General features: G+C 70.9%; 23 protein-coding genes. 16 read left to right on the top strand and 7 right to left on the bottom strand.

The window, feature by feature from the left end:
• Positions 1–701 precede the first annotated feature (701 nt).
• From SPR02S_RS22230 to SPR02S_RS22190, 9 genes are all read left to right on the top strand, one after another.
• Positions 702–2,942: a molybdopterin oxidoreductase family protein gene (locus SPR02S_RS22230; protein ID WP_019059206.1), complete on the top strand. Its 2,241-nt coding sequence runs from the start codon at positions 702–704 to the stop codon at positions 2,940–2,942.
• A gap of 122 nt (positions 2,943–3,064) precedes the next feature.
• Positions 3,065–4,507 carry a CitMHS family transporter gene (locus SPR02S_RS22225; RefSeq protein ID WP_019059205.1) on the top strand — a complete coding sequence of 481 codons (1,443 nt, stop codon included), beginning with the start codon at positions 3,065–3,067 and terminating at the stop codon, positions 4,505–4,507.
• A gap of 53 nt (positions 4,508–4,560) precedes the next feature.
• Positions 4,561–5,799: an MFS transporter gene (locus tag SPR02S_RS22220; RefSeq protein WP_019059204.1), complete on the top strand. Its 1,239-nt coding sequence runs from the start codon at positions 4,561–4,563 to the stop codon at positions 5,797–5,799.
• A 112-nt stretch (positions 5,800–5,911) separates the two neighbouring features.
• Positions 5,912–6,544, top strand: a complete 633-nt coding sequence (locus SPR02S_RS22215) for a hypothetical protein (RefSeq protein ID WP_019059203.1) — start codon at positions 5,912–5,914, stop codon at positions 6,542–6,544.
• Positions 6,545–6,757: 213 nt separating this feature from the next.
• Entirely contained in the window at positions 6,758–7,552 is a 795-nt protein-coding gene (locus SPR02S_RS22210) for a class F sortase (protein WP_245607599.1), read from the top strand.
• 174 nt (positions 7,553–7,726) lie between these two features.
• On the top strand, positions 7,727–9,061 hold the full coding sequence (locus tag SPR02S_RS22205) for an ABC transporter ATP-binding protein (RefSeq protein ID WP_019059201.1): 1,335 nt from the start codon (positions 7,727–7,729) through the stop codon (positions 9,059–9,061).
• A 20-nt stretch (positions 9,062–9,081) separates the two neighbouring features.
• Positions 9,082–9,534, top strand: a complete 453-nt coding sequence (locus SPR02S_RS22200; RefSeq protein WP_019059200.1) for a DUF3574 domain-containing protein — start codon at positions 9,082–9,084, stop codon at positions 9,532–9,534.
• Positions 9,535–9,655: 121 nt separating this feature from the next.
• A complete protein-coding gene (locus SPR02S_RS22195; RefSeq protein ID WP_019059199.1) occupies positions 9,656–11,044 on the top strand; it encodes an aldehyde dehydrogenase family protein in 1,389 nt (462 codons plus the stop codon).
• A 19-nt stretch (positions 11,045–11,063) separates the two neighbouring features.
• The gene (locus SPR02S_RS22190; RefSeq protein ID WP_019059198.1) at positions 11,064–12,146 is read left to right on the top strand and encodes a Zn-dependent alcohol dehydrogenase; all 1,083 of its coding nucleotides are present in this window, start codon (positions 11,064–11,066) and stop codon (positions 12,144–12,146) included.
• Between the two features lie 77 nt (positions 12,147–12,223).
• Here the strand turns inward: SPR02S_RS22190 and SPR02S_RS22185 are convergent, their stop codons facing one another.
• Positions 12,224–13,171, bottom strand: coding sequence for a DMT family transporter (locus SPR02S_RS22185; protein ID WP_019059197.1), 948 nt, complete (start codon positions 13,169–13,171; stop codon positions 12,224–12,226).
• Between the two features lie 201 nt (positions 13,172–13,372).
• Between SPR02S_RS22185 and SPR02S_RS22180 the strand changes: the two genes are divergently transcribed.
• Complete coding sequence (locus tag SPR02S_RS22180) at positions 13,373–14,305, top strand: acetamidase/formamidase family protein (protein WP_019059196.1); 933 nt, start codon at positions 13,373–13,375, stop codon at positions 14,303–14,305.
• A gap of 104 nt (positions 14,306–14,409) precedes the next feature.
• Here the strand turns inward: SPR02S_RS22180 and SPR02S_RS22175 are convergent, their stop codons facing one another.
• Positions 14,410–15,048 (bottom strand): TetR/AcrR family transcriptional regulator, encoded by a 639-nt coding sequence (locus tag SPR02S_RS22175; RefSeq protein WP_019059195.1) that lies wholly within the window; start codon positions 15,046–15,048, stop codon positions 14,410–14,412.
• A gap of 93 nt (positions 15,049–15,141) precedes the next feature.
• Here SPR02S_RS22175 and SPR02S_RS22170 point away from each other — a divergent pair, with 93 nt between their 5' ends.
• From SPR02S_RS22170 to SPR02S_RS22160, 3 genes are all read left to right on the top strand, one after another.
• Positions 15,142–16,293 (top strand): acyl-CoA dehydrogenase family protein, encoded by a 1,152-nt coding sequence (locus SPR02S_RS22170; RefSeq protein WP_019059194.1) that lies wholly within the window; start codon positions 15,142–15,144, stop codon positions 16,291–16,293.
• Between the two features lie 60 nt (positions 16,294–16,353).
• On the top strand, positions 16,354–16,599 hold the full coding sequence (locus SPR02S_RS22165; protein WP_019059193.1) for a YiaA/YiaB family inner membrane protein: 246 nt from the start codon (positions 16,354–16,356) through the stop codon (positions 16,597–16,599).
• A gap of 83 nt (positions 16,600–16,682) precedes the next feature.
• The gene (locus SPR02S_RS22160) at positions 16,683–17,306 is read left to right on the top strand and encodes a TetR/AcrR family transcriptional regulator (RefSeq protein WP_019059192.1); all 624 of its coding nucleotides are present in this window, start codon (positions 16,683–16,685) and stop codon (positions 17,304–17,306) included.
• Positions 17,307–17,327: 21 nt separating this feature from the next.
• Here the strand turns inward: SPR02S_RS22160 and SPR02S_RS22155 are convergent, their stop codons facing one another.
• Positions 17,328–17,789 carry a MaoC family dehydratase gene (locus SPR02S_RS22155; protein ID WP_019059191.1) on the bottom strand — a complete coding sequence of 154 codons (462 nt, stop codon included), beginning with the start codon at positions 17,787–17,789 and terminating at the stop codon, positions 17,328–17,330.
• A gap of 123 nt (positions 17,790–17,912) precedes the next feature.
• On the opposite strand from SPR02S_RS22155, the gene soxR reads away from it, so the two are divergent.
• Positions 17,913–18,386, top strand: coding sequence for a redox-sensitive transcriptional activator SoxR (soxR, locus tag SPR02S_RS22150; protein WP_019059190.1), 474 nt, complete (start codon positions 17,913–17,915; stop codon positions 18,384–18,386).
• A 70-nt stretch (positions 18,387–18,456) separates the two neighbouring features.
• On the opposite strand, the gene SPR02S_RS22145 is transcribed toward soxR, so the two are convergent.
• Positions 18,457–19,548 carry an RNA ligase (ATP) gene (locus SPR02S_RS22145; protein WP_019059189.1) on the bottom strand — a complete coding sequence of 364 codons (1,092 nt, stop codon included), beginning with the start codon at positions 19,546–19,548 and terminating at the stop codon, positions 18,457–18,459.
• Between the two features lie 100 nt (positions 19,549–19,648).
• Between SPR02S_RS22145 and SPR02S_RS22140 the strand changes: the two genes are divergently transcribed.
• On the top strand, positions 19,649–20,386 hold the full coding sequence (locus tag SPR02S_RS22140; protein ID WP_019059188.1) for a hypothetical protein: 738 nt from the start codon (positions 19,649–19,651) through the stop codon (positions 20,384–20,386).
• Here the strand turns inward: SPR02S_RS22140 and SPR02S_RS22135 are convergent.
• Both SPR02S_RS22135 and SPR02S_RS22130 read right to left on the bottom strand, forming a co-directional pair.
• A complete protein-coding gene (locus SPR02S_RS22135; RefSeq protein ID WP_019059187.1) occupies positions 20,332–21,060 on the bottom strand; it encodes a 3-keto-5-aminohexanoate cleavage protein in 729 nt (242 codons plus the stop codon). The two genes, SPR02S_RS22140 and SPR02S_RS22135, sit on opposite strands and share 55 nt — an antisense overlap.
• Before the next feature lie 50 nt (positions 21,061–21,110).
• A complete protein-coding gene (locus SPR02S_RS22130) occupies positions 21,111–22,049 on the bottom strand; it encodes a hypothetical protein (RefSeq protein ID WP_019059186.1) in 939 nt (312 codons plus the stop codon).
• A 239-nt stretch (positions 22,050–22,288) separates the two neighbouring features.
• Between SPR02S_RS22130 and SPR02S_RS22125 the strand changes: the two genes are divergently transcribed.
• On the top strand, positions 22,289–23,080 hold the full coding sequence (locus SPR02S_RS22125) for a G1 family glutamic endopeptidase (RefSeq protein WP_019059185.1): 792 nt from the start codon (positions 22,289–22,291) through the stop codon (positions 23,078–23,080).
• A gap of 145 nt (positions 23,081–23,225) precedes the next feature.
• Here SPR02S_RS22125 and SPR02S_RS22120 read toward each other — a convergent pair whose 3' ends face one another.
• Positions 23,226–23,828, bottom strand: a complete 603-nt coding sequence (locus SPR02S_RS22120) for a hypothetical protein (RefSeq protein ID WP_020684195.1) — start codon at positions 23,826–23,828, stop codon at positions 23,226–23,228.
• Positions 23,829–23,903: the final 75 nt, after the last annotated feature.

Genomic DNA, 23,903 nt, shown 5'->3' with positions numbered 1-23,903 from the left:
GGATCGACCTCCGGTCGGGCGGCCGGCTTTCGGCGGGTCCCGGATGGGCTTCGGGGCGTGCGGCTTGCCTCGCGCACCGGGTGTTGGATTGGCCTCCGGTCGGGCGGCCGGTTTTCGGCGGCTACCGGATGGGCCTCGGGTCGTGCGCTTGTCCAGCAGCGGGTCTTGGGGTGACCTCTGGTCCGGGTGGCCGGCTCTGGGCGGCGACCGGTCGGACTTCGGGCGGTGCGCTTGCCCCCGCACGGCGAGTGTTGGATTGGCCTCCGGTCGGGCGGCCGGCTCTCGGCGGTGACTGGTCGGGCTTCGCCGCGCACTTGTCCCGCGGCGGGTGTTGGATTGACCTCCGGTCCGGGTGACCGGCTCTCGGCGGCGACCGGGCGGGCTTCGGGCCGCGCACCTGCCCAGCAGCGGGTGCCGGAGGTTCCTGGGCCGGGCGAGGGCAGCCGGATCGGCCTCCGGCCGAACGCCCGAAGGCTCGCCCGCCTCGCGGCTGAACGCCCGCCCGCTCCTCCGGCCAAGCGCTCGCCCGCCCCTCCGGCCAAGCACCCATCCGCCCGGGCACCCATCCGCCCCTCCGGCCGAGCCCGCGCCCCCCGCCCCACCCCCGCAGGTTTCCGACCTCACCCCCCTCACCCCCTCGCCACCGCCCATACCGCTCGGTATGCTCGCCGCCAAGAGGCAACGACGCCCTTGGAGGCCCCGTGTCCCGCACTGCCCTGCGCATCTGCCCCCTGTGTGAAGCCACCTGCGGGCTGACGCTCACCATCGAGGGCACCCGGGTGACCGGTGCCCGAGGTGATCGCGACGATGTGTTCAGCCGGGGGTTCATCTGCCCCAAGGGCGCTTCCTTCGGGGCCGTCGACGGTGACCCCGACCGGCTGCGCGGCCCCCTCGTCCGGCGGGACGGCGAGTTGCGCGAGGCCACCTGGACGGAGGCGTTCGACGCGGTCGCCGCCGGCCTGCGCCCGGTCGTCGAGCGGTACGGCCCGCACGCCGTCGGTGTCGTCCTCGGCAACCCCAACGTGCACACGATGGCCGGCGCCCTCTACCCCCAGGTCCTGCTCGGCGCCCTCGGCACCCGCAGCGTCTTCACCGCGTCCACGGTCGACCAGATGCCCAAACACGTCTCCTGCGGTCTGCTCTACGGCGACGCCAACGCGATCCCGGTACCGGACCTCGACCACACCGACCACCTCCTCCTCATCGGCGCCAACCCCCTTGAGTCCAACGGGAGTCTGTGCACCGCACCCGACTTCCCCGGCAAGCTCAAGGCGCTCAAGGCCCGCGGCGGCACCCTCACCGTCATCGACCCGCGCCGCACCCGCACCGCCAAGCTCGCCGACCGCCACATCGCGGTCCGCCCTGGCACCGACGCCCTGCTGCTCGCCGCGATGACCTACGTCCTCTTCGACGAACACCTCGTGGAACTGGGCGAGTTGGCCCCACGTGTGGAGGGTGTTGACGAACTCCGTTCCGCCGTACGGGACTTCACCCCGGAAGCCGTGGCCGGCTCCTGCGACGTGGACGCCGACGAGATCCGCGCCCTCGCCCGCGAACTCGCCGCAGCGCCAACCGCCGCCGTGTACGGCCGTATCGGCAGCTGCACCGTCCCGCACGGCACCCTGGCCAGCTGGCTCGTCGACGTCCTCAACATCCTCACCGGCAACCTCGACCGTCCCGGCGGCGCCCTCTTCCCGCAGGCCGCCACCGACCGGACACCCCGGCCCGCCGGACCGGGCCGCGGCTTCGCGCTCGGGCGCTGGCACTCACGGGTGAGTCAATACCCGGAGGCGAAAGGGGAGTTGCCGCTCTCCGCGCTCGCCGAGGAGATCGACACCGCGACCGCCGAGGGCGAACCGATCCGCGCCCTCATCGTTTCCGCCGCCAACCCCGTGCTCTCCGCACCGGACGGCGCCCGCCTCGACAAGGCCCTCGGCTCACTGGACTTCATGGTGAGCGTCGACCCGTACCTCAACGAGACCGCGCGCCACGCCGACGTCGTACTGCCGCCGCCCCCGCCCTCCCAAAGCCCGCACCACGACTTCGCGTTCAACACCCTCGCCGTCCGCAACCAGGTCCGCTACACCCGCCCCGCGATCCCGCTGGAGCCCGGCCGGATGGCCGAGACCGAGATCTTCGCCCGGCTGATCCTCGCCGCGACCGGCATGCCCGGCGCCGACCCGGCCGCCGTCGACACGATGGTCATCGACCAGACCCTCGGCAAGGCCGTCATGGACCCCAACTCGCCCGTCCACGGCCGCGATCCGCACGAGGTCGCCGACCGACTCACCGGCGACACCGGCCCCGAGCGCCGACTGGACATGATGCTGCGCCTCGGCCCCTACGGCGACGGCTTCGGCGTACGGCCCGACGGGCTCACCCTCCGACAACTCCTCGCGCACCCGCACGGCATCGACCTGGGCCCGCTCGCCTCCCGCCTGCCGCAGCCGCTCAAGACCCGCAGCGGCAAGGTCGAACTGCTGCCGCAGCCGATCGTCGACGACCTGCCCCGGCTCCGGCAGGCGATGAGCGACCGTGCCGACGGGCTGGTCCTCGTCGGCCGCCGCCACCTCCGCTCCAACAACAGCTGGATGCACAACGTGCCCGCCCTCACCGGCGGCACCAACCGCTGCACCCTGCACATCCACCCCGAGGACGCCGAGCGCCTCGGCGTGGTCGACGGGGCGCCGGTCCGTGTCAAGGGCGCCGGGGGAGAGGTGACCGCCCCCGCCGAGATCACGGACGCCCTGCGCCGGGGTGTGGTGAGCCTTCCGCACGGCTGGGGCCACGACCGTCCCGGCACCCGGCTCAGCCACGCCGCCGCCGATCCGGGCGTCAACGTGAACCAGCTGCTCGACGGCAGTCAACTCGACCCGCTGTCGGGCAACGCGGTGCTCAACGGAGTGCCCGTGGAGGTCGCCGCGCTCACCACACCGCTGTGACCTGGACTTTTGCGCTTATTGCTCGCGCGTCAACATCTTGTTAACGGAGCTTTGCGCGACCTAACGTCGTCGGACCGCCGCCCCTGGTGGGAGTTCAAAGGCGAACGTTAGGTGTTCCACTCATGCTGACCATCCTCGGCTTCACCATGATCGCGACCTTCCTGGTCCTGATCATGCTGAAGAAGATGTCGCCGATCGCGGCGCTCGTGCTGATACCGGCGCTGTTCTGCGTCTTCGTCGGAAAGGGCGGCAAGCTCGGCGACTACGTCATCGACGGCGTCACCAGCCTCGCGCCCACCGCGGCGATGCTCATGTTCGCGATCGTCTACTTCGGCGTGATGATCGACGTGGGTCTCTTCGACCCGATCGTGCGAGGGATCCTCAAGTTCTGCAAGGCGGATCCGCTGCGCATCGTGGTCGGTACGGCGGTCCTCGCCGCGATCGTCTCCCTGGACGGCGACGGCTCGACCACCTTCATGATCACGGTCTCGGCGATGTACCCGCTGTACAAACGCCTGAAGATGAGCCTCGTCGTGATGACCGGTGTCGCCGCGATGGCCAACGGCGTGATGAACACGCTCCCCTGGGGCGGCCCCACCGCCCGCGCCGCCACCGCCCTCAAGGTCAGCGCCAGTGACATCTTCGTCCCGATGATCCCGGCGCTCGCCGTGGGCATGCTGGCCGTCCTCGTCCTCTCGTACGTCCTCGGCCGCCGCGAGCGCAAGCGGCTCGGCGTGCTCACGCTGGACGAGGTGCTCGTCGAGGAGTCCGCCGAGTCGGAGACGGTCCTCGTGGGCGCCGGCACGGGCAAGAGCGCCGAGAAGGGCACCGGCGGTCCGGGCGTCGGCAACGACCCCAAGGCCACCGGCAGTTCGGGCTCCGGCACCGACGCGGACGCCGAACTCCCCGACGAGGACGATGGTTTCCAGGGCCTCGACCCCAACCGCGCGACCCTGCGTCCCAAGCTCTACTGGTTCAACGCGCTGCTCACCGTCACTCTGCTCGTCGCCATGATCATGGAGTGGCTGCCGATCCCGGTCCTCTTCCTGCTCGGCGCCGCCCTCGCCCTGACCGTCAACTTCCCCCACATGCCCGACCAGAAGGCCCGCCTCGGCGCCCACGCGGAGAACGTCCTCAACGTCTCCGGCATGGTCTTCGCCGCCGCCGTCTTCACCGGTGTCCTCCAAGGCACCGGCATGGTCGACCACATGGCGACCTGGCTGGTCGACAACATCCCCGACGGCATGGGCCCGCACATGGCCTTCGTCACCGGCGTGCTCAGCATCCCGCTCACGTACTTCATGTCGAACGACGGCTTCTACTTCGGCATCGTCCCGGTGCTCGCCGAGGCCGGAAACGCCCACGGCGTCTCGACCCTGGAGATCGCCCGCGCCTCCCTCGTCGGTCAACCGCTGCACATGTCCAGCCCGTTGGTGCCCGCTGTGTACGTCCTGGTCGGCATGGCCAAGGTCGAGTTCGGCGACCACACCAGGTTCGTCGTCAAGTGGGCCGCCCTGACATCGCTCGTCGTCCTCGGGGCAGGAATCCTCTTCGGCATCATCTGACCCGGAGTCATCTGACTCGGCATCATCCGACCCACGGGACAAGGGACTTCGTCATGACGCCCGGCAGGAACCGCGGCTGGCTGCTCCGCCTCGTCATCGCCTTCAGCTTCACGCAGGGGGCGGTGTCGATGGCCCGCCCCGCCGTCTCCTACCGGGCCCTCGCGCTCGGCGCCGACGAGCGGGCGATCGGCGTCATCGCGGGCGTGTACGCGTTGCTCCCGCTGTTCGCCGCCGTACCGCTCGGCCGCCGCACCGACCACGGCCGCTGCGCACCCCTGCTGCCCGTCGGCGTGGTCCTCATCTCCGGCGGCTGCGCGCTCAGCGGACTCGCCAACTCCCTCTGGGTGATGGCGATGTGGAGCGGCGTGATGGGTCTGGGTCACCTCTGCTTCGTGATCGGCGCCCAGTCGCTCGTGGCCCGCCAGTCCGCCCCGCACGAACAGGACCGCAACTTCGGCCACTTCACCATCGGCGCCTCCCTCGGCCAACTCATCGGCCCCATCGCCGCGGGCGCCCTGATCGGCGGCTCCGACATGGCCGGCAGCAGCGCGCTCGCCCTCCTCGTCGCGGGCGCGGGCGCCGCCGTGTCGTTCACGTCCCTGTGGCGCATCGAGGACCGTACGACCGTCAAGTCCCGTACGGAGCAAGGCGACCGCGTGCCCATGCGCAGCATCCTGGGCGCCCGGGGCGTACCCGCGGGCATCTTCATCAGCCTCTCCGTGCTCTCCGCGACCGACATCCTCACCGCCTACCTCCCGGTGGTCGGCGAGCACCGGGGCATCGCGCCCTCCGTGATCGGCGTCCTGCTCAGCATCCGCGCGGCGGCCACCATCGCGTGCCGACTGGTCCTGACCCCGCTGCTCCAACTACTGGGCCGGGCAGTGCTGTTGACCGCGACCTGCCTCCTGGCGGGCGTCCTGTGCGCGGGCATCGCCCTGCCGATCCCGGTCTGGGCCATCGGCCTGATGCTCGCGATCCTGGGCTTCTGCCTGGGAGTCGGCCAGCCTCTCTCCATGACGACGGTCGTCCAGGCCGCCCCCGACGACGCCCGCTCCACCGCCCTCGCCCTACGCCTCACCGGCAACCGCCTCGGCCAGGTCGCCGCGCCCGCCGGCGCCGGTCTCGTCGCCGGAGTCGCGGGCGTGGCCGCGCCGTTCGTGATGCTCGGCGCGCTGCTGGTGCTGTCGGCGGGGGTCGCGCTGCGCTCACCAGGCAGATCGTCCGAGGGGCGTGCGGCTTCCGGCGGGATGCGGCGGGCCGGTCCGTCCTTGAGCCGGAAGAGCGATATCTAGCGATATCTGACGGTGTGTACGGCGTTGCGCACACGTTCGCCGGGCCGGACGTGAAAGGGAATCAGGTTAAGGAGTAATTCGTACGATAATCACCTGATTCGGAGGGCTGTTCATGCCGACCTCATTCCTGCCCCGTAGAGCCGCCGCCTGGGCGGTTCTCGCCGCCGCGGCAACCGTCGTCTGCGGTGCGCCCGCCGCCGTCGCCGCCCCCGGTGACAACGGAGACGTCAAGATCCACGAGGTGGGCACGCCCTTCACCGACCAGCGCAACCAGCCCAAGGTCTGCGACTTCTACCTCGACGCGTTCAACTTCGACACGGTCCAAGAGGTCACCTGGTCCATCGAGACCCAGCCGTCGATCCCGGGCGGCGCGACCCGTTCCGGCTCCATCACGCTCACGACCGGCACCGGCCACACCATGCCCGTCGCGCAGCTGCCGAACGGCATGTACAAGCTGACCTGGAACTTCGTCGGCGAGAACGGCGCGGGCAAGCACAAGGTCTTCCAGGTCGACTGCCCGTCGCCGCCGCCCGGCGGCAGCACTGGTGGCAGCACTGGTGGCAGCACCGGCGGCGGGACCGGCGGCGGCACGGGCGGTCCCAACGGGGGTCCGCCCGCAGGCGGCGGCGGGCTGGCCCGGGACGCGGCCCTGTCCCCGCTCGCGGGTGCCGCCGCGGTGGGCCTGACCGCGGTCGGCGGGGTGGTCTGGTTCCGGCTGCGTCGCCGTCCCCACGGCGCGTCCTGAGCGGATGCGATGAACTCCAGCACCGCTCCGCGCCCCACCGGGGCGCGGAGCGCTGACCCCACGCGCCCGCGCCCCGGGCCGCGACCGGCCACGGACGGTCGGCGGCCCGCCGGTCGCACCTCCCGCGAGGCACCCGGCCGCACCACCACGCGCACAGCGCGGCGCCGCCCGCCCTGGTACCGGACGCGCGCCTACCGGCTCATCCGGACCCTCGTGCTGACCGTCGTGGTGATGGTCGGCGGTGCCCGCTGCGCCGGCGGCACGGACACCACCGACCCGGTCCGGGCGGCATCGTCGGCCAAGGGCGCCCCCGGCCCGGTCCGGGCGGCTCCGTCGGCCAAGGGCACCTCCGGTCCGACCCGGGCGGCTCCGGCGACCCCGGACAACCGCACCGACGCGCGCGGCGGCCAACGGCCGTCCCCCGCACACCCCGTGGTTCCTCCGGGCCGCCCCGCACGCCCCGTGGTTCCCCCTGGCCGCCCCGCACACCCAGTGGCCGGCCCCGCTCGCCCGGCACCTTCGCCCCGCCCCCTCCCAGGCTCCCGTGCGACCGCCCTCGCCATCCCCTACCTCGACGTCGACGCCCCGGTCATGCCCCTCCGTCTCGGCCACGACCGCCGGATGTCCGCGCCGCCGGACGACGACCCGAAGCGGGTGGGCTGGTACGCGGACGGGCCGTCCCCGGGCGAGCAGGGCACCGCCGTCGCCGTCGGCCACCTCGACACCATGACCGGTCCCGCCGTCTTCGCCGGCCTCGACGAACTGAAGCCCGGCCGCCTGATCGAGGTCCGGCGTGCCGACGGCCGGACCGCCGTCTACGCGGTCGACGCGGTGAAGACGTACGAGAAGGCGCACTTCCCCGACCGGGAGGTGTACGGGGCCCGGGGCCGCCCCGAGTTGCGGCTCATCACCTGCGGTGGCAGCTACGACCGCAGGACCGGCTACGCGAGCAACACCGTCGTCTTCGCGCATCTCACCGCGATCCGGGAGCGCGCCCGAACTGGCTGAAGATGACCGTCCGTTTTCTCACCACCCGGACCGAACCGCCCGATCCCGTCCCGTCTCTTCCCCCGGGTGCGCACATTCCGTTAGCTTCCGTGACTCACAAGCCTCGTACGACCCGTGCGAGGTGTCCGGACCGCGGAGCACCGTCGCCCAAGTGAGCCCCCGGGGGCACTCGTCATGACACGCGCCATCTCCCTGCACGACGTGAGCAAGGCCTACGCGCGAGGCCCCCGCGTGGTGGACCGGCTGTCGCTGGACATCGCGCCGGGGGAGTTCCTCGTCCTGCTCGGACCGTCCGGGTGCGGCAAGTCGACCGTGCTGAGAATGATCGCCGGCCTGGAGCAGATCGACGAGGGCGAGTTGAGACTCGACGGCGAGTACGCCAACGAACTCGCCCCCTCCGAACGGGACATGGCGATGGTCTTCCAGAACTTCGCCCTCTACCCGAGCATGACCAGCCGCGACAACATCGGCTTCCCGCTGCGCATCGAGACCCCCGGCGAGGACCCCCGCCCCCGTGTGGACGCCACCGCCCGCATGCTGGGCATCGAGGACCTCCTGGAACGCTTCCCCAGCCAGCTCTCCGGCGGCGAACGCCAGCGCGTGGCCATGGGCCGGGCCATCGCCCGCCACCCTTCCGCGTTCCTGATGGACGAACCGCTCTCCAACCTCGACGCCAAACTCCGCAACCACCTGCGCGCCGAAATCTCCTCCCTCACCCGCAAGTTGGGCGTCACCACGGTCTACGTCACCCACGACCAGGCCGAGGCCATGTCCCTCGGCGACCGGGTCGCCGTCCTGCGCGGCGGAGTCCTCCAGCAGGTCGGCACCCCGCGCTCGGTGTACGCCCTGCCCCGCAACGTCTTCGTCGCCGCCTTCATCGGCACCCCGCGCATCAACCTCCTGCGCGGCCTGGTCCGGGCCCCGTTGGACGGCGCGATGACCATCAGCCTCGGCAAGCAGTACCTACGGCTGCCCGAACCCCTGTGCCTGGACCACCAGTTGCTCCGCGTCCAGCAGGGCCGCGAGGTCATCGTCGGCCTGCGCTCCGAGGCCATCCGCATCGCCAAGCCGGCCGCGGCACGCCCCGGCGAGGTGGTGATCAGCGGCCTCGTCGAGCACGTGGAGTTCCAGGGCCACGAGGTCCTCGTCCACTTCAACACCGGCTCCCGACCCGCCGTCGTACCGGAGTTGGAGGCCCCGCGCCCCGCCCGCCCGGTCAGACGCCGCCGACGCGAGGGCAGTGTCATCAACCGGCTACGGGAACGCGCGGGCGTCCTGCGCGCCGGACCGGTCGACACCCTGGACCACACGGCCGGCGCCGGACCCGACCTCGTACCGCCCGAGGGCCGCCTCCCCGGCGACCTCGTCGTCCGCACCACCCCCGACATCGAACTCCGGCACGGCATGCAGGTCCCGCTCCTCGTCGACATCGCCCACCTGTTCGTCTTCGACCAGCACGGCGAACGGATCTCCCCGGCTCCGGCGCGGCTGCCCGACCTGGACGAGTGACGCCCGGTACGGATAGGTGCATGACCCTGCACTTCACCCGAAACCGGGCAGCCCTCGCGACCGCCGGCCTCCTCCTGGCCGCCGCGGCTCCCACCGCCTACGCCGGCCTCGACACAGAGGCCGCTCCCGCGCCGACGCGCGGAACGCCGTACATCGAGACGCAGCTCTTCTTCGGCACCGAGCGGCCGGACGGTGGACCGGCCGTCACCGACCGGCAGTTCATGGCCTTCGTGGACAAGGAGGTCACGCCGGACTTCCCGAACGGGCTGACCGTGCAGAACGGGCGCGGGCAGTGGCGGGACGCGAACGGGAAGATCGAGAAGGAGCGGTCGTACGAGTTGATCCTGCTGTATCCGGTGGCGGCGGCGGGCGCGAGCGACCGGAAGATCGAGGAGGTCCGGCGGGCGTACGAGAAGGCGTTCGGGCAGGAGGCGGTGGCCCGGGTGGATGGCCGGACCCGGGTCGATTTCTGAGGTAACCGCACCCCGGCTTCCGCGGTCTCCGCGCGTCTGTGACCCGGGGTCTCTGGCGCCGGAAAACTAACACCGCTAGTTTGTGAGGCGGACGACGACGTCACGCCCGGGAGGCAGCACGATGAAGGCACACGACGGCATGTACATCGACGGCGCCTGGCGCCCCGCCGCGAGCGGGGAGACCATCGACGTGGTGAACCCGGTCGACGAGCAGGTGATCGACCGCGTCCCGGCCGGTACCGCGGCCGATGTCGACACCGCCGTACGAGCCGCCCGTGCCGCCCTCCCGGGCTGGGCCGCGACCCCGCCCGCTGAACGAGCCGCCCGACTCGCCGCACTGCGGGACGTGTTGGTGACCCGCAAGGACGAGATCGCCGAGACGGTCACCGCCGAACTCGGCTCACCGCTCGCCTTCTCGCAGGCCGTCCACGCGGGCGTGCCGATCGCGGTCGCGGGCTCGTACGCCGAACTCGCCGCGACCCACGCCTTCGAGGAGAAGGTCGGCAACTCGACGGTCTACCAGGAGCCCATCGGCGTGGTCGGCGCGATCACCCCGTGGAACTACCCTCTCCACCAGATCGTCGCCAAGGTCGCCCCCGCCCTCGCCGCAGGCTGCACGGTGGTGCTCAAGCCCGCCGAAGACACCCCGCTCACCGCCCAGTTGTTCGCCGAGGCGGTCGACGAGGCGGGCATCCCGGCCGGTGTCTTCAACCTCGTCACCGGCCTCGGCCCGATCGCCGGACAGGCCCTCGCCGAGCACCCGGGCGTCGACCTGGTCTCCTTCACCGGCTCCACGGCGGTGGGCCGCCGGATCGGCGCGACGGCGGGTGCCGCGGTGAAGAAGGTCGCCCTCGAACTCGGCGGCAAGTCCGCCAACGTCATCCTCCCGAGCGCCGACCTCGCCAAGGCCGTCAACGTCGGCGTCGCCAACGTGATGTCCAACTCCGGCCAGACATGCAGCGCTTGGACCCGCATGCTGGTCCACCGCGACCAGTACGACGAGGCGGTGGAACTGGCCGCGACGGCCGCCGCCAAGTACGGCGCCCGCATCGGCCCGGTGGTGAACGCCAAGCAGCAGGCCAGGGTGCGCAGTTACATCGAGAAGGGTGTCGCGGAGGGCGCGCGACTGGTGGCGGGCGGCCTCGAATCCCCGTCCCCGCAGGGCTACTTCATCAGCCCGACGGTCTTCGCCGACGTCACCCCCGACATGACGATCGCCCAGGAGGAGATCTTCGGCCCGGTCCTCTCCATCCTCCGCTACGACGACGAGGACGACGCCGTCCGTATCGCCAACGGCACGGTCTACGGCCTCGCGGGCGCGGTGTGGGCCGGCGAGGAGGCCGAAGCGGTCGCGTTCGCACGGAGGTTGGAGACCGGGCAGGTGGACATCAACGGCGGGCGCTTCAACCCCCGTGCCCCGTTCGGGGGTTACAAGCAGTCGGGTGTCGGCAGGGAACTGGGCGCGCACGGGCTGTCCGAGTACCTCCAGACCAAGTCCCTTCAGTTCTAGACCCCTTAGGAGGACTCACATGGTCCGCGCCGCCGTACTGCCCGCAGTGGGCGCTCCGTTGGAGATCGCCGAGATCGACCTCCCGGACCCCGGCCCCGGCCAGGTCCGCATCCGCCTCGCAGCCGCCGGGGTCTGCCACTCCGACCTGTCACTCAGCAACGGCACCATGCGCGTGCCGGTCCCGGCGGTCCTGGGCCACGAGGGCGCGGGCACGGTCGTAGCCGTGGGCGAGGGTGTCACGCACGTCTCACCGGGCGCCCCGGTCATCCTCAACTGGGCCCCGTCCTGCGGGACTTGCCACGCCTGCACCCTCGGCGAGGTCTGGCTCTGTGCCAACGCGCTCAACGGTGCCGCCGACGTCTACGCCCACCGCAGCTCCGACGGCAGAGACCTGCACCCCGGCCTGAATGTGGCCGCGTTCGCCGAGGAGACGGTCGTATCGGCGTCCTGCGTCCTGCCCCTCCCGGAGGGAATCCCCCTCACCGACGCGGCCCTCCTCGGCTGCGCGGTCCTCACCGGCTACGGCGCGATCCACCACTCGGCGCGGGTCCGGGAGGGCGAGACGGTAGCGGTGTTCGGCGTCGGCGGGGTGGGCCTGTCGACCCTCCAGTCGGCCCGGATCGCGGGCGCCACGACGATCGTCGCCGTCGATGTCTCCCCGGAGAAGGAGGAGTTGGCGCGCGCGGCCGGGGCGACGGACTATGTGGTCGCCTCCGAGAACACGGCCCGAGAGATCCGCGCCCTCACCGGCAAGCAGGGCGTCGACGTCGCCGTGGAGTGCGTCGGCCGCGCGGTCACCATCCGCACCGCCTGGGAGTCCACCCGCAGAGGTGGACGTACGACAGTCGTAGGCATCGGCGGCAAGGACCAACAGGTCACCTTCAACGCCCTCGAACTCTTCCACTGGGGACGGACGTTGAGCGGCTGCGTCTACGGCAACTCCGACCCGGCGAAGGACCTGCCGGTACTCGCCGAACACGTCCGGGCCGGACGCCTGGACCTGGGCGCGCTGGTGACGGAACGGATCGCGCTGGAGGGGATCCCGGCGGCGTTCGACAACATGGTGGCGGGGAAGGGTGGACGGGCGCTGGTCATCTTCTGACCGCCCTTGTCCGCAGCACCGTCGGCTCAGGCTGAACGCCCTCGCCTACGGCACCTGTTCGGGCTGAACTCCCTTGCCTACGGCACCTGTTCGGGCTGCGGCTCATCCGTGGCCGCAGCCCGCTTCGCCCTGGCCCTCGCCTTCGCGCCCGGCCGGGACCGCGACACCGCCACGCCCGCCAGACACAGCACCCCGCCCGCCAGCGTGAGCAGCCCCGGTACCTCGCCGAGCGCCAGCCACGACATCAGGACGACCAGCGCGGGCACCGCGTACGTGGTCGCGCCCATCTTGCTGGCGGTCGTCCGGGCGAGGGCGTACGCCCAGGTGGTGAAGGCGAGGGCGGTCGGGAAGACGCCCAGGTAGACCATGTTGAGGGTGGCGGAGAGGGGCGCGTCGCCGGCCTGCCCGACCAGCTGCCCGGCGAACGGCAGACACATCACCGCCCCGACGAGACACCCGAACGTCGTCACCTGGAGCGCGCTCGCCCGGGCCAGGGCCGGCTTCTGGGCGACGACCCCACCGGCGTACGCGACCGCGGCGAGCAGACACAGCACCACACCGAGCACGGACGAACCCCCGTCGCCCGACATCGAAAGACCCACGGTCACCGCACCCGCGAACGACACCGCCATCCCCGCCAGCAGCCGCGGCGGCATCGCGTCACCGAGCAGCCGCGAGCCGAGCAGGGCGATGAGGATCGGCCCGATGTTCACGACGAGTGCGGCGGTACCGGCGTCGACCTGCTGCTCGCCCCAGTTCAGGACGACCATGTAGAACCCGAACCACAGCACGCCCGAGATCGCGATGCCCCGCCACGCGGACCGCGGCGGCACCCCTTCCCGTCGTACGAGTGAGATCACCCCCAGCGCCAACGCCCCGCTCGCCAGCCGCCCCAGCGCCAGCGCGCCCGGCGAGTAGGCGGACCCGGCGCTCCGGATGGACACGAAGGCGGAGGCCCACAGCACGACGGTGACGACAGCGGCCGCGGCGGCTGCCCGTTCGGTACGGCGCGGGGGTGTGGTCATGCGTCCGAGACTAGGCGGCGACAGGACCACACCGCTGGCGGAAATCGGACGTGATCGTCGGGGGACGTGTGCGATGCCTATGGGGTCGTTTTTATTGCCTATGAGGCTTGACGGCGGACCCGGCCGAGGGGCAGAGTCCGAACCACGCGCCGCCACGCGCCGCCACGCGCCGACACGTACCGACAGGTGAGGACGGGTCCGATGAGCCACCACTCCGTACCGAAGCAAGTGCATCGCCTGTGGTCGCCGGACCACGAGCCCGTGCTGGAGGTCGAGGACGGCGACACGGTGTCGTTCGACCTCACCGAGGCAACGGACGGACAGTTCGACCCGACGTCGACGGTCGAGGCGGTAGCCGGTTTCGACTGGGACCGGGTCTATCCGCTCGCCGGACCGATCATGGTCAAGGACGCCGAGCCGGGCGACGTCCTGGAGGTGGAGTTCCTGGAGCTGAGGTCGGTCGACTGGGGCTGGACGGCCGTACTCCCCGGACTCGGCCTGCTCACCGAGGACTTCCCCGAAGCGCACCTCCACCTCTGGGACCTGACCGCCGGAGACACGGCCAACTTCCTCGACGTGGCCGACATCCCAATCCGCCCTTTCTGTGGGGTAGTTGGAGTCTGCCCGGACGTCACCGAACCCCAAAGCGTCCTGCCCCCGGGCCACTTCGGCGGCAACGTCGACTGCAAGGACCTGGTCGTCGGCACCAAGCTCTACCTCCCGGTCCAGGTCCCCGGCGCCCGCCTCAGCCTCGGCGATCCCCACGCGGCCCAGGGCGACGGCGAGTTGTGCGTCAGCGCGATCGAGGCGTCCCTGTCGGGCGCGGCCCGCATCCGCCTGCACAAGGGCCGCCGAATCCCGGCCCCCCAATTCGAGACAACGGGCCCCCTCCACACAGACACCGCCCGAGCCGGCCACTACGCCACGATGGGCGTGGCCCCCGACCTCATGCGTGCCGCCCAGGACGCCACCCGAGCCATGATCGACCACCTGGGCACCCACTACGGCCTCGCCCCGATCGACGCCTACGTCCTGTGCAGCGTCGCCGTAGACCTGAGAATCACAGAGGTAGTGGACGCCCCCAACTGGATAGTCACGGCCCACCTACCAAAGGCGATCCTCCGGGCACGATGAAACAAGGGAGGCGCTGGTTTTTTTAGGGGCCGGGGAACTGCGCGACCAGCCCCAATGCACGCGCACTCGGCAAACCACAGAAGCCCCCACCCCCGAAGCCGCCCCTAACGACCGACCACTTCCGAGAACTGCCGCGCCAACCCATCCAGCAGCGCAGCCAACCCCGTCTCGAAAGCCCGCTCGTCGATCTTCTCCTGCTGCTCAGCAAGAAGATGCGCCTGCCCAAGATGCGGATAGTCCGCAGGGTCGTACGCACTCTCGTCGTCCACAAAACCCCCAGCGAACGACCCCAACGCAGACCCCATGATGAAGTACCGCATCAACGCCCCGATGGACGTGGCCTGCGCCGCAGGCCACCCCGCATCGACCATCCCCCCATACACCGCGTCCGCAAGCCGCAACCCCGCCGGCCGCCGCCCAGGCCCGGTGGCCAGCACGGGCACGATGTTCGGATGGTCACGCAACGCGGACCGATACGACACGGCCCAGTCATGCAGCGCCGTACGCCAGTCCCGCCCGTCCGAGAACATCGACAGATCGACCTGTGCGCTCACCGAGTCGGCGACCGCCTCCAGAATCTGATCCTTCGTGCGGAAGTGGTTGTACAGCGAGGGCCCACTCACCCCCAACTCGGCCGCGAGCCGCCGCGTGGAGACCGCCGCCAACCCCTCCGCGTCCACCAGCACCCGCGCCGTCTCGACGATCCGGTCGGTGCTGAGGAGGGGCTTGCGCGGTCGGGCCATGGCGCACATAGTAGGGCTGCGAGAGTAAAACTAGCAGTGCTAATTTAAATGTGCAGCAGTCGATGTACGGCCTTTCACTTGGGGTGACGCGCAATGAACCTGGAGCTCAGCGAGGAGCAGGAGGCCGTACGGCGGCTCGCCAAGGACTTCGTGGACCGCGAGATCGCCCCGCACGTCATCGCCTGGGACCGCGCGGAGGAGGTCGACCGCTCGATCGTCAAGAAGCTCGGCGGCGTCGGCTTCCTGGGGCTGACGATCGACGAGGAGTACGGCGGCTCGGGCGGCGACCACCTCGCGTACTGCCTGGTCACCGAGGAACTGGGCCGCGGCGACTCCTCCGTGCGCGGGATCGTGTCCGTGTCGCTGGGCCTCGTCGCCAAGTCGATCGCGGGCTGGGGGAGCGAGGAGCAGAAGCGCCGCTGGCTGCCCGGGCTCACCTCCGGCGAGTACGTCGGCTGCTTCGGCCTCACCGAACCCGGCACGGGATCGGACGCGGGCAACCTCACCACCAGGGCGGTCCGCGACGGCGACGACTACGTCATCAACGGCACCAAGATGTTCATCACGAACGGGACTTGGGCCGACGTCGTCCTCCTCTTCGCGCGCTCGACCGACGCCCCGGGACACCAGGGCGTCTCCGCCTTCCTCGTGCCGACCGACACCCCCGGCCTCACCCGCCGCGCCATCCACGGCAAGCTCGGCCTGCGCGGCCAGGCCACCGCCGAACTCGTCCTCGAAGACGTCCGCGTCCCCGCCTCCACGATGCTCGCCCCCGAGGGCAAGGGCTTCTCGGTCGCCATGTCGGCGCTGGCGAAGGGGCGTATGTCGGTCGCGGCGGGCTGCGTCGGCATCGCCCAGGCCGCACTGGACGTGGCGCTCCGCTACGCCGGTGAGCGCGAGCAGTTCGGCAAGCCCATCGCCCAGCACCAGCTCGTCCAGGAGCTGATCAGCGACATCGCCGTCGACGTGGACGCGGCCCGCCTGCTGACCTGGCGGGTCGCCGACCTGATCGACCGGGGCCTGCCCTTCGCCACCGAGTCCTCCCAGGCCAAGCTCTTCGCCTCGGAGGCGGCCGTCCGCGCCGCGAACAACGCGCTCCAGGTCTTCGGCGGCTACGGCTACATCGACGAGTACCCGGCCGGAAAGCTGCTGCGCGACGCCCGCGTGATGACCCTCTACGAGGGCACGAGCCAGATCCAGAAACTGCTCATCGGGCGAGCGCTGACGGGCGTTTCGGCGTTCTGAGTACGTGAGTTGAGTATCTGAGCGGATACTCCGCGGGCCGTGGCCGCCGACGCTTGACCCATGAGCGAAGCATCGGGCAAACCGCAGAACACGGCCGCCTTCTACGGCCAGGCAGTCGCCTCCTTCTCCGTCGCCATCGCGGCGACCGCCATCGGCATCTTCAAGCTGCACGCCGACGCCTGGGTACGGGCCTTCCTCGCGATCGCCGTCCTGTACCTGGTCACCTCCTCCTTCACCCTCGCCAAGGTGATCCGGGACCGGCAGGACGCGGCGCGCACCACCTACAACCCGTTCGAAAAGCTCTGAGCGGGCAGACTAAGCGCTCGCTCAGGTTCGGCGGTATGGTGGAGCCCATGCCATCGAGGGGCATCGAGAGGGGTTCACGAGCGATGAGTACGGCGGAGGAGACCACCGCGGGCGACCCGCAGGCCTGGGCGGAGGTCACGCCCGACGCGGCCCGGCGACTGCTGATCGCCGCCGTGGAGGCCTTCGCCGAGCGCGGCTACCACGCGACGACCACCCGGGACATCGCGGGCCGCGCCGGGATGAGCCCGGCCGCGCTCTACATCCACTACAAGACCAAGGAAGAGCTGCTCCACCGCATCAGCAGGATCGGCCACGAGAAGGCCCTGGAGATCCTGCGTACGGCGGCGGGGCGCGAGGGCAGTGCCGCCGAGCGGCTCGCCGACGCCGTGAGCTCCTTCGTGCGCTGGCACGCGGGCGGGCGTACCACCGCGCGGGTCGTGCAGTACGAACTCGACTCGCTCGGCCCGGACGCCCGCGCCGAGATCCTCGCGCTGCGCCGACAGGTCGACGCGGAAGTGCGCGGGATCGTCGAGGACGGGGTGGCGGACGGCTCCTTCGACGTGCCGGACGTGAAGGGCACGACCCTCGCGATCCTGTCGCTGTGCATCGACGTGGCCCGCTGGTTCAGCCTCGACGGCCCCCGGACACCCGACGAGGTCGGCGCGCTGTACGCCGACCTCGTGCTGCGGATGGTGGGGTCCAAGTAGCCGCCCTGCCAAGGGCGTTGGTCAGAGGTAGTAGCGGGACACCGACTCGGCCACGCACACCGGCTTGTCGCCGCCCTCGCGCTCCACGGTGAACGCGACGGTCACCTGGACGCCGCCCGGTACGTCGTCGACGCCGGTGATCTTCGCGGTGGCGCGCAGCCGGGAGTCGACCGGTACCGGGGCGGGGAAACGGACCTTGTTCGTCCCGTAGTTGACGCCCATCTTCACGCCCTCGACCTTGATCAGCTGCGGTCCGAAGAGCGGGAGCAGCGACAGGGTGAGGTAGCCGTGCGCGATGGTCGTCTTGAAGGGTCCGGCCGCCGCCTTCTCCGGGTCGATGTGGATCCACTGGTGGTCGCCCGTCGCGTCCGCGAACAGATCGATCCGCTTCTGGTCGATCTCCAGCCAGTCGGTGTGCCCCAACTGCTCACCGACCGCCGCCCGCAGGTCGTCGACGGAGGTGAAGATCCTCGGCTCTGCCATGTCCTGTCCCGGCCTCTCACGTCATCCAGCGTCATCGCATACCTAAGCAACTGCTTAGCATGGTCGGATGCGGGGCCGCTGTCAACGGACCGCGGGTGTGACGCGGTGGGTAGGCTCTGACAGGTGCCTCAGATCCCCGAGAAGATCCACGAGCTGACCGTCGGCCAACTCTCCGCACGCAGCGGCGCCGCCGTCTCCGCCCTGCACTTCTACGAGGCCAAGGGCCTGATCAGCAGCCGCCGCACCACGGGCAACCAGCGCCGGTACACCCGTGACACCCTGCGCCGGGTCGCCTTCGTGCGGGCCGCCCAGCGCGTCGGTATCCCGCTGGCCACCATCCGCGAGGCGCTCGCCGAACTCCCCGAGGAGCGCACCCCGACCCGCGAGGACTGGGCCCGCCTCTCCGAGGCCTGGCGCTCCGAACTCGACGAGCGCATCAAGCAGCTCAACCGGCTCCGCGACCACCTCACCGACTGCATCGGCTGCGGCTGCCTGTCCCTGGCGAACTGCGTCCTGTCCAACCCGGACGACGTGGTCGGCGAACGGGGCGCGGGTTCACGCCTGATGGTCGAACGGGGCGGAAACGGAAAGGGATAGAGGCAGGGGCAGGGGCAGGACTAGCCGGTCTGTCCGGCGGCACACGTGCCGCTGCCGCCGGACAGCCTGTTCACTCGTACTCGGTGCCGCCCTTCCGCGTCAGATACGCCGGGCTGACGGCCTTGGCGATCGCCCGTCCACCGGTCACCGCGCTGTACCGCTCCGTCGCCGGACGGATCACGACCCCCTCCCGCAGATGCATCCCCCGCCCGGACACGGTCTCCCGCCCGCTCGCGACCTCCAGCACCCGCTCGATGTCGTACGGCCCCTCGTACAGCCGTGGCACCAACGGCAGCTCCCCGTCGAGCAGTTCGGCCGGGTCCAGCCACCGCACGGTCCCGTCGATCTCGGCGGACACGTCGAACACGGCGTACCCGAGCGTCTCGCGGCGCCCGTCGGCGCCGTACGTCAGGTCCTGCACTCCCGCGCCGAACACCTCGCCGAAGATCCCCACTCGGCGCGCACCGAGCCGTTCGGCGAGGAGGGCGGCGGCCTCGGGGACGCCGTGGCCGCGGACGGCTCGCCAATACAGATTGCGCGGATCCTCCTTCAGGGCAAGGGACTTGGCGCCGAAGCCCTTGGAGGAGACCTGTACGCGACCGTGCCCGTCCTCGTCCCCGTCCCCGTTCTCCGTGAAGTAGGTCAACAGGCAGGCGGAGCCGTGGAGTTTCTCGGTCAGGACCACAGCCTCGCCCGGTTCGAATATCCCGGGAAACCGCTGGATGTTCTCGATGTCGACCCAGGGCAGCAGATCGGGCGCGGACTCGACGTCACCGTTCATGGTGGGCGGGATCGGCGGTACCCACTTGACGATGCCGAGCCGCTCCGCGAAGTCGGTGCCGTCCAGGGCGGCCCGCGCCAGATCCACGTCGGCGAGGGCCTTCGGCCGGCACACGATGCCCTGCGACAGCTCACCGCGCAGCCGCACCGCCCTGACCCGGTCGGCGTTGCTCCCCGCGAGGCGTCCGGTGAGCCCCAACTCCTCGATCAGGTCGGCCGGGAGCACGGACTGCTCGGGGATGTAGACGGCGGTCTCACCGGTGCGGTACGCGCCCTTGGCGACAACGGCTCGGTACAGGCCGACCTGGGCCAGTTCGAGGGCGTCGGCGTTCGGGTGTTCATGGACGGTCAGCACTTCGGCGGTGACGCGCAGCGTCGACATCGGGACTCCTCGGGTTCCTCAGTTGGGTTTCATCGCCCTCAACTGTCCTGATCGGAAAGGGGTGGAGCGACCGATTATGCGGCTGCTAGCTTCAGGATCCATGCCCCTGTCGCCAGCACTCATCACTGCCCTCGCGGACATCGAGACGGTCTTCAACGGTTTCGCGAGTCCGGGCGAGACCGGCTGCGGCTTCTGTCACGTGCCCGAGGAGACCGCGTATCTGCGCACGCCGTACACCCGCGTGCCGCTGGACGTGGTGCGGTACTACCTCTTCGAGGTGCCCGACCACTTCGACGACCACCCGGCCGCGATGCGACGCCTGCTGCCGCAGGCCGCACGGGCGATGGCGGAGGGCACTCTGGGGACGGTCGGCTACGGCGCCCATGGGTTGAGCCGGGTGGACTGGCGTTCCTGGCCGGCCGAGCAGGTCACCGCGATCGATGCCTTCCTGCACGCCTGGTGGCAGGACACCCTGACGACGCCCGAGCCGCCCTACGGCATCGACGACACCTTTGAGACCTGCGCCACGATCGCTCGAACCGTGACCCCCTTCCTGGAGGGATGGGTCCAGGGTCCGGTCGCCGACACGCACCTCGCCGCCTGCACCGACACCTGGCTCGACGACCTGCTGTCCGACGCCTCCCCGTTCACCTGGTGGTACGACGACAGCGAGGACGCCGGTCTGGCGGACCTGCGCACCTGGCTGGCCGGCCCCGGCGCCGCCCGCCTCCGCACGCACGGCCAGCCCGACCTCGCCACGCGCGCCGAACTCCTCGCCCTGCCCTACGACGAGCGCTGGGCCCACCCGTACTGGACCAACCCCTCGGCGACCAACTGAGCGTTGGACAAAGCCCGTTCCCCGTCCGGCAGGAGCAACGTGTCCTCCAGGCCGATGCGCGTCGCGAGCCCCAGCCGCCCCGCCAGCCGGAGCACCGGCCAGGCGCTGCCGTCCTCACCGTGCAGCAGCACTGGGCGGCCATGAGCCTCGCCGAGGTCGGAAAGCAGCGCACGCGCGGTCGCCTCGGCGGTGTCCGCGTCCGGGTCCGTCACCTCCGCCAGGACGCGCAGCACCTTCGCGCGCAGCGGTGAGACGGCGAACCGGGCGGCGCCCTCCGTCCCCGACCAGATGCCCGCCTCCACTCCGACACCCCGGTCCAGCAGCGCCGCCGCGACCTCCTCGGCACCGGGCTCGTGCCAGTTCACCGAGGCGTGGTCGGGCAGCACCGTCCACCCGCGCACTCGCTCCACCCGTGCCGCAGGGTCCGGTTCGGCCCAGGCGCCCGTGGTCACGCCGACCGGCACGGACACCCGCGCCCGTATCGCGTCCAGCGTCACGGCGAGGACGCGCGGCGACAACGTGTCGTGCCCGCAAGGGGACTTGGGATGGAGGTGGACATCCGTGGCCCCCGCCGCGACAGCTTCGACCGCGGCATCGGCCAACGCCCCGGGCGAGACCGGCACCATCCAGCCGTCGGCGACCCCACGGGCCCCGTTGAGACAGACCTGCACCATGCCTCGATGGTGTCACCCGCCACTGACAACCGCCCCCGACCCCATCCTCCTCATCCCCACACCCACCTGATCCCCACCCGACCGGGCCCCGCCGCCAACGCCACCGCGTGCACCGCCCCCGAAGCGTCCATCCGAAGCCGTTGTTCCCTGGGGCGCGCGGCATCCGGAAAGGCGTCGAGCCCGTTCGTGCGGAACGAGTAACACGCGCGCGGCAGACACGACTTCGCGAAGCGGACCTCCAGGAGGTGCTCGCGCATCGGGACGTGGATCGTGGTCTCCACGCGCTGGGAGTACGGGCGTGGATCACGGTGCTCGACGGTGTAGTCGACGATCACCGTCCCGCCGCGCGCCAAGGGGCTGTCGAAGAGCAACTCGGCCGCCACCAGCCCCTCTTCGGGGAGTTCGACGACCGTGCCGAGCCGGGCCGGTGCCGCCGGGCGGAAGCGCGGCAACGGCCCGGGCGCGTCCAGGCGGTACAGGGCGATCCAGCGGTCCGCACCGTCCGCCTCGGCGCGCAGCAGGCGCCGGCTGGTCATCGACCGCACGCGTCGGTCGGCGTCCACGTCCAGGCGGTTGTGACAGCTGAGCCGGGTCAGGCTGTCGTCCCAGCGGGTGTCGAGCACGGCGAGGGTGGCGGTGAGGTCGTGGTGGTCCGACCAGGCCCGGGCGAGATCGGGGTGGTCCCCGTCCGGCGGCAGCCAGCGACCGCGCGGCCGAGGCGGCCCGAGCAGTCCGGTCAGCGCGCCGGGCGGCAGCCGTAGGACGTCCTCCAGTACGGCGAGGGCGGCCAACGACCGTTGCCGTTCGGGCTGGTAGCGCCCGGACTGCCAGGAACTGAGCGTCGCGGACGCCACCGGGGTGCCCCGTCGGAGCAGCCGGTCCTGGAGCCGGTCCAGGCTCAGCCCGCTGGCCGCGATGGCCGCGCGCAGCGCCTCGTGGAACGGCATCGACTCGGTGCCGGACGTCAGGTACCCCGGTCTGGAAGTCACGTACTCCAGCTCAAGTCAGGGCTGCCGTGGGGCGGAAGAGCGTTGCCCTGAAGTTTGGTCAGTCTTGCCCGGCGATTGATCAAATTTGAATGAACCTGTCAGATTTCTCAGTTGTTGCGCCCTCAATTCCCGCAAGACTGAACGCTCTTGTCTGTCTTGCCATGCCCATGAAGCCTCGCGGAAGCTGCTGTCCACTGCCGTCACGGCAGCCCCCCACCCCTCTCGAATGACGGAGAGTCATGTCCCCGAGATCTTCCGCCGGGTTCGTTCTCGTCACCGCCGCCGCCCTCACCGCCGCCCTGGCCACGCCTTCACTGGCCGCATCGAACACCCCCGCCCAGCTCACCCAGGCCATAGCCAGCCACGAGAGTCACACGCTGCACGGGCTCGCGCAGCCCGGCAAGGTCAACGCCACCGTCTCGTCCACCAACTGGTCCGGCTACGCGGCCACCGGCTCGACCGGCGCGTACACCTCGGTCACCTCGTCCTGGACCCAGCCGAGCGTCAGCTGCTCCTCGGCCACCACGTACTCCTCGTTCTGGGTAGGCCTCGACGGCTACAGCAACTCCGCGCTGGAGCAGACCGGTACGGAAGCCGACTGCATCGGCGGCAAGGCGACCTACGGCGCCTGGTGGGAGGTGCTGCCCGCGTCCGAGAGCGCGTACTCCGGTGTCACCGTCAAGGGCGGCGACAAGTTCACCGCGACCGTGACCTACACCGGCTCCACCTTCACCATGACCCTCGCCGACTCCACCGAGGGCTGGACGAAGACGACCACGCACGCGGGCTCGTCCGGCTTCAAGAACGCCTCCGCCGAGGTCATCGCCGAGGCCCCCGAGGTCGGCGGCTCGGTCGCGAGCCTCGCCAACTTCGGCACCGTGACCTTCACCGGCGCCAAGGCCAACGGCAGCAACCTGGACACGTACTCGCCGAACGAGATCGTCATGACGAAGAGCAGCAGCTCGGCCGTGCGGGCGCAGCCGGGCTCGATCTCCGGCGGCAGCTTCTCCGACGCCTGGAAGGCCAACTGACGCCTGCGGCACACCAGTTCGGGGCTGTCGACGGAACGCCGTCGGCAGCCTTGGCCGTTGCACCGGCAAGCGCAAACCGGCTGGGTCAAAAAGGGGGTGCGGCATCCCCGGCGCACCCCTGGCGCCCTTCTTCGATTGACCCGGTTCAGGCCGACATCAGCAGCCGTCCCCGCCTGGCGTATGCCAGGGCCTCGGGCGTGAGCACCGGACGCGGTACGACGATGCCGCAGTCCGTGCAGACCGGGCCCGAGGAGGGTTCGTGGGCCAGGTCGTACTTCCACAGGAGGCGCTCCCCGGCGCACACCGGGCACACGGAACCCGGTTCGCGCTCCAGGGCGGCGATCAGCCGTCGCAGCACCTCGGCCAGTGGTTCATGGGGATGGAGTCGTGGGTCGTCGCACCAGGCGACACCGAAGCCGCCCCAGGTCAGCCGGTGCCAGTCGTCCACGGTGCCCGGGCGGCGGAGCCCGTCGTGCTTCTCCTTCTTGCGGCGTTCGGCGAACCCGACCTCGTAGGCGAGCCAGACCTTGCGCGCTTCCTCCAGCTCGTCCAGTGCGGCCACGAGCCGCGCCGGGTCGGGGGAGCGGTCCTCGGGTCCGAACCCGGCCCGGGAGCTCAAGTGGTCCCAGGTCGCCCTGTGCCCGTAAGGGGCGAACCGCTCAAGGCACTTGCGCAGCGAGTAGCGCCGTAGCGCCAGATCGCATCGAGGGTCTCGCACCTGTCTCGCCAGACTCCGGAAACCGGCCATCGCCCTGCACCTCCGTCACACCTGCACCTGTACTTCGGTCACCTCGGCGTCGTCGAACGGACGTCGCTGAATAGA

This window comes from Streptomyces prunicolor NBRC 13075 (assembly GCF_000367365.1).
In the GTDB taxonomy this organism is placed as follows: domain Bacteria; phylum Actinomycetota; class Actinomycetes; order Streptomycetales; family Streptomycetaceae; genus Streptomyces; species Streptomyces prunicolor.
The sequence above is the reverse complement of the archived record's forward strand: the minus strand, read 5'-3'. Positions and strand labels throughout refer to the sequence as shown.